This window comes from Sulfurivirga sp. (genome assembly GCF_015490265.1).
Taxonomy (GTDB): domain Bacteria; phylum Pseudomonadota; class Gammaproteobacteria; order Thiomicrospirales; family Thiomicrospiraceae; genus Sulfurivirga.
In genome coordinates this window covers 1-4,701 of record NZ_WFYD01000098.1, presented here as the reverse complement: position 1 = coordinate 4,701, position 4,701 = coordinate 1, and the positions used below count along the sequence as shown (strand labels likewise).

4 protein-coding genes are annotated in these 4,701 nt (G+C 66.2%); 3 read left to right on the top strand and 1 reads right to left on the bottom strand.

Features of this window, described 5'->3' with window-relative positions; genetic code table 11:
• The 3 genes from F8K16_RS06535 to thpR form a co-directional block, all read left to right on the top strand.
• Nucleotides 1-294, top strand: a 294-nt coding sequence (locus F8K16_RS06535) for an ABC transporter substrate binding protein (protein ID WP_294948440.1), incomplete at its 5' end; no start/stop codon positions are given.
• Nucleotides 291-2,789, top strand: a complete 2,499-nt coding sequence (locus F8K16_RS06530; protein ID WP_294948438.1) for an EAL domain-containing protein — start codon at nt 291-293, stop codon at nt 2,787-2,789. The genes F8K16_RS06535 and F8K16_RS06530, both read left to right, overlap by 4 nt.
• Nucleotides 2,786-3,331, top strand: coding sequence for an RNA 2',3'-cyclic phosphodiesterase (thpR, locus tag F8K16_RS06525; RefSeq protein ID WP_294948436.1), 546 nt, complete (start codon nt 2,786-2,788; stop codon nt 3,329-3,331). The genes F8K16_RS06530 and thpR overlap by 4 nt, the downstream gene beginning before the upstream one ends.
• Nucleotides 3,332-3,873: 542 nt before the next feature.
• Here the strand turns inward: thpR and F8K16_RS06520 are convergent.
• The coding region (locus tag F8K16_RS06520; RefSeq protein ID WP_294948434.1) for a patatin-like phospholipase family protein at nt 3,874-4,701 on the bottom strand (828 nt) is incomplete at its 5' end.

Genomic DNA, 4,701 nt, shown 5'->3' with positions numbered 1-4,701 from the left:
CGGGAGATCGTGCGCTGGACGGTGGCGCACAACCGCATTCCCGAGATGACGCTGAGCTATGCTCTGGTGCGGGCCGGCTGCTTAGGCGGCGTGGCGCTGGACATGCGCGCCATGGGACGGCAGGCCGGGCGCAAGGTGGCGGCCCTGCTGGCGGGACGACCGGTTCGCAGCCTGCCGCTGGAGGCGGCGCACGAGTATGGCATCGTGTTCAACTACCGGCGCGCGCAAGCGCTGGGCATTGACCTGCCACCCACCCTGCTGTGGGCGGCGGATGAGGTGTTTGCGGAGCCATGACCTGGTCGATGAACTGGCTGAAGCTGGCGCTGTTCTGGAGCCTGCCGTTTCTGATGGGGCTGCTGCTGTCGGTATTGGCCGCCTTCAGCATTCTGCTGGATCAGGCCAACGAGCGGGCCATGCAGTCGGTCCGGGGGCTGGCCGAGCGGGTGCAGGCGCAGCATCGGCTGGTGCATGAGGATGCGCTGCTGCTGGCCCGCAGCAACGCGGTGCAGGTAACGCTGCGGCTGCGGCTGCGTCCTCAGCTCAGGAAAATTCTCCATGATCGTCTGAGGCTGTTTGGCAGCATGGAAGGGACGCCGATGGCGGTGGCGGTCTATCTGAAGGACCAGCCCGGGGCCTGGCTGGCGCTGAGCACTTTTGAAGACCTCTTCTCCCGACAGGTGGATGCGCTCTGCCGCACGAAGCAGGAACTCCAGATGTCGCCACCCCATCTGTTTGAAGTGGTGCGTCAGCCGGTGTTCTATCAGGGTGAGACGGTTGGAAGGCTGTGCGTGGTGGGGAACCTCAATCAGCGTTCGGACAGGCTGAGCGGGCGGGTGCTGGACGGACGAGCGCTGATCAGGCTGAGCGATGAACGGGCCTGGCGCGATTTCTTCACTCTGGATCGGGTTGAGCCGAGCCGGGGGCATGTGTATGCCCATGAGATATGGCTGGAGGGGGATCAGCGCCTTCAGGTGGGACTGCTGATGCCCTCGCTGCTGGAGATGGCGCTGGCGCAGCTTCGTGGTGATACGCGCGTCTGGCAGTGGGCGCTGGTGGCGCTGCCGCTGCTGTTCTTTGCCTATCTGGGCATGCAGATCTGGTGGATGCGCACGCTGAAAAAGGAAGCAGGCACGCGCCTGGCCCTGTTTTCCGAGCTGCAGGAGGGGGTGGCACTGGTGGATGCGGAAGGCCATATTCAGGAGGCCAACGCCCGCATGCAGGTGCTGCTGTCACAGGCGGCCAGTCGTGAGGACAAGCATGATTTCACCCGCCTGTTCCAGTTGGAGGATGCGGACGAGACGCTGGCGGCGCTCATTCAGGCCGTGGTGAAGGAGGGGATCAACTGGCATTCGGACGGCTTGGTGCGCATGCGTTTCCCAGATGGCACGCTGCACTGGGCGGAGCTGAGCCTGGCCCCCATTCCTGACAGCCACAGCGCACTGGTGGTGCTGGAGGTCAAGGACGAGCAGCAGCGCATGATCGAGGAGCTGCGCTGGCAGGCTACGCACGACGAGCCGACCGGCGTGTTCAACATCCGTGGCTTCATGAATGCCGGCAGGCGCCTGCTGACGCGCAGAAAAAATGGTACGGCCTGTCTGATCATCGTGGAGTTGATGCACCTGCGCGCGCTCAACGAGAGTATCGGGCGTGAAAGCGTGGACCGGCTGCTGCTGCAGGTGGCCCGACTGATGCGCACGCTGGGGCGGGAGCACTGTGGCCGGGCCGTGGTGGGGCGCCACAGCAGCAGTGAATTCTACATGCTGGTGCCCTGCGATGCCGCCGCCACGGCCGAGCTGGCGGAGCGGCTGCTGGAGAAGCTGTCCGCCCTCAAGGGGGAAGGACGCGGCAAGAAGGTGGCGCCCAAGGTGCTGGTGGGGCACATGTCCGTCAGGCCGCAGGAGACGCTGGAGCAGGCGACGGGACGGGGATCGCTGCTGATCAAGTCGCTGCTGGACAGCAATCGCAGCGGGATTGCCGATCTGGACCGGGACGATGTGCGTGTGGAAGCGCCCAGTCTCATCCCGCTGCTGCAGTGGGCGCTGGAGGAGAACAGGTTCGAGCTCTACGGCCAGCGCATCGAGCCGCTCAAGTCCGGTCTGGGACCGGCCCGCCACGAGGTGTTGCTGCGCCTGAAGGACCAGGATGGCCAATTCGTCTCACCCGCGGACTTCATCCCGGCGGCGGAACGCTACGGCCTGGCGCAGGACATCGACCTGTGGGTGGTGGAAAACCTTTTCCGCCTGTATGGCCACATCTACCGTGAATGGGCCGAGCAGGGGCGCAGCATCTATCCTTTCTCCATCAACCTCTCCGGCGCCACGCTGGGCGATGCCGGTTCCGCCCGCCGCCTGCTGGCGCTGGCGGAAAAGTACGACATCCCCTCTGCGCTGCTGGCCTTCGAGGTGACCGAGACCGCTGCCATCGAACGCATCGAGGTGGCGCGGGACGTGCTCGGTGAGCTGGCCTCCGCCGGCTGCACCATTCTGCTGGATGACTTCGGCACCGGCCAGTCCTCCCTCCAATATCTGCGCACCCTGCCGGTTCAGGTCATCAAGATCGACGGCACCTTCGTGCGCCATCTGCTCGAATCGCCTGTCGACCAGGCCGTTGTGGAGGCGTCCATCCTGCTGGCGAAGCGCATGGGCTGCAGGAGCGTGGCCGAGTTCGTCGAGGACGAGGCCCACTGCGAGCGACTCAGAGAGCTGGGGGCCGATCTGGTGCAGGGATACGGCATCGAACCGCCCCGGCCGCTGGCCGAGCTTTTCCCCGCTGCGGAGGAGAACTCATGAGACTGTTTGTGGCCGTGCCCGTGCCCGAGGCGCTCGGCCGGGCGCTGTTTGACGCTGCCCGGCCGTATGAAACAAACCTGCCGTTGCGTTGGGTGCCGCTGGAAAACCTGCACCTGACCACTCTGTTCCTCGGTGACGGCTGGACCCCGGCGCAGGCGGAGATGCTTGCGCTGCGCATTCGTGCCGGACTGCCCGAGCTGAGTGCCTTCGAGGCGCCGGTGGAGGCCATCGACCTGTTCCCGGATGGCCGCAATCCCGCCGTACTGGCCGCCCTGTTCGGTCGCAACCTCATGCTGCAGGCGCTGCATGACGAAGTGTGGCAGCTGCTCAAGGGTGTGGAAGGGGTGGACAAGCCTCGCCAGCGCTTCCGGCCCCACATCTCGCTGGCACGGCCCCGCGGCCGCCCGGCCACTCCGCCGTCGGCGGTCGAACTGGCAGATGCAGACCTGTGGCTGCCAGTCGAAGAGGTGGTGCTCTACCGCAGCGATTTCCGTCCCGAGGGCGTGCGCTACCGCCCGCTGGCCCGCGGACGGCTTGCCTGACACGTGTCGTCAGCCGCCGTCAACGCCGGACACGCCCGTCCGTTTGCCCGAAGTCACCGTAAGCCGTATCCCCCAGCCCGCCAGCTGCCCATGCGCCTGCCAAATACGGGCGTTTTCCCTGACGTCGACGGCGCGCTCGACCGGCGTTCCGCAAAAATGGGGGAGACCCCGTCCCCAACGCCGTTCGGGCAGGTCTGTGAGGGGTTCGCCACGGCGTGGCCGGCGCGTCATTCTGTAAAAACGGGGGAGACCCCATGTTCCGGGCATTTTTCGCATGGTTTGCAGGGACGTGGCAGTGCGGTTGGCAACCGGCTCGGTAAAATCGGGGGAGACCCCGTCCGCAACGGGCAACAGGCGCGTCAGGGCGGGTTTTTCCAGGGTTTTCCATATCGCCGTCGGCGCGCTCAGTCGGCGTTCCGCAAAAATGGGGGAGACCCCGTATCAGGAGGCGTTCGGACGGGTTTTGAGTGGTTTTTCCCGCCATTTTCCGCCCGCGCCGGTGCGGCCAGAAAATCATCTGGCAAAAATGGGGGAGACCCCGTTCAGAAGGGCAGTTGCGCGCGGGCGGCGTCGTAGCCGGCCTGTATGAGCGCCTCGGCCTTGTGGTAGTCCCAGATGCCGAACTCGCTCAGGTTGGGCGTCACGATCCAGTCGGGCGGATGCCGCTCCAGCTGCATGCGCAGCAGCTCTTCCTGCATGAAGTCGATCACATCGCCGGTCAGTTCGAACAGGCCGGGCAGGTCGGGGCGGTCCTTGTTGAGTTCCATGCGGAACCAGGCCAGCACCTTGCGCCCCCAGTCGCTCTCATTGAGCACCTTCATCTCCCGCAACTGGCCGTAGAGGCGTTCGAGCCGGTCGGTGGAACGGGGCGGCGCGCTCAGGGGCGGTTCATCCTGCTTGGCCAGAAACCCGTTGACGCCCACCGCCAGCACGGGCGCGTCGCTGAGGCTGCGGGCGGTGATGAAGGGCACCAGCTCCACCAGGCCGCCGTCCACCAGCAGCTCACCGTTGTCGGTCACCACGGGGGTGAACACGCCGGGAATGGCGAAGCTGGCGCGCATGGCGTAGAACAGGTCGCCATGGGTGAAGACCTCCTTGCGCCGCCGGGTGAGGTTGGCGGCCACGGCGGCGTAGGGGAGGGTCAGCTGCTCGATGGTCTCGGCCGGAATGTGGGCGCGCAGGAACTCCAGCGCCTTCTGGCCGTCCAGCAGGCCGGAGCCGGACAGGGTGATGTCCATCATCGGCAGCAGCTTCATCCAGTCGAGCCGCGCGTAGCCTTCGGCCAGCCTGCGCCAGTCGCCGGCGGCGATGGCGGCCCCCGCAATGGCGCCCATGCTGGTTCCGGCCACGGCGGTCACCTGCACCTTGCG

Coding starts and splice junctions, on each gene's coding strand:
- F8K16_RS06530 (WP_294948438.1), top strand. CDS start 291: ATGACCTGGTCGATGAACTGGCTGAAGCTGGCGCTGTTCTGGAGCCTG.
- thpR (WP_294948436.1), top strand. CDS start 2,786: ATGAGACTGTTTGTGGCCGTGCCCGTGCCCGAGGCGCTCGGCCGGGCG.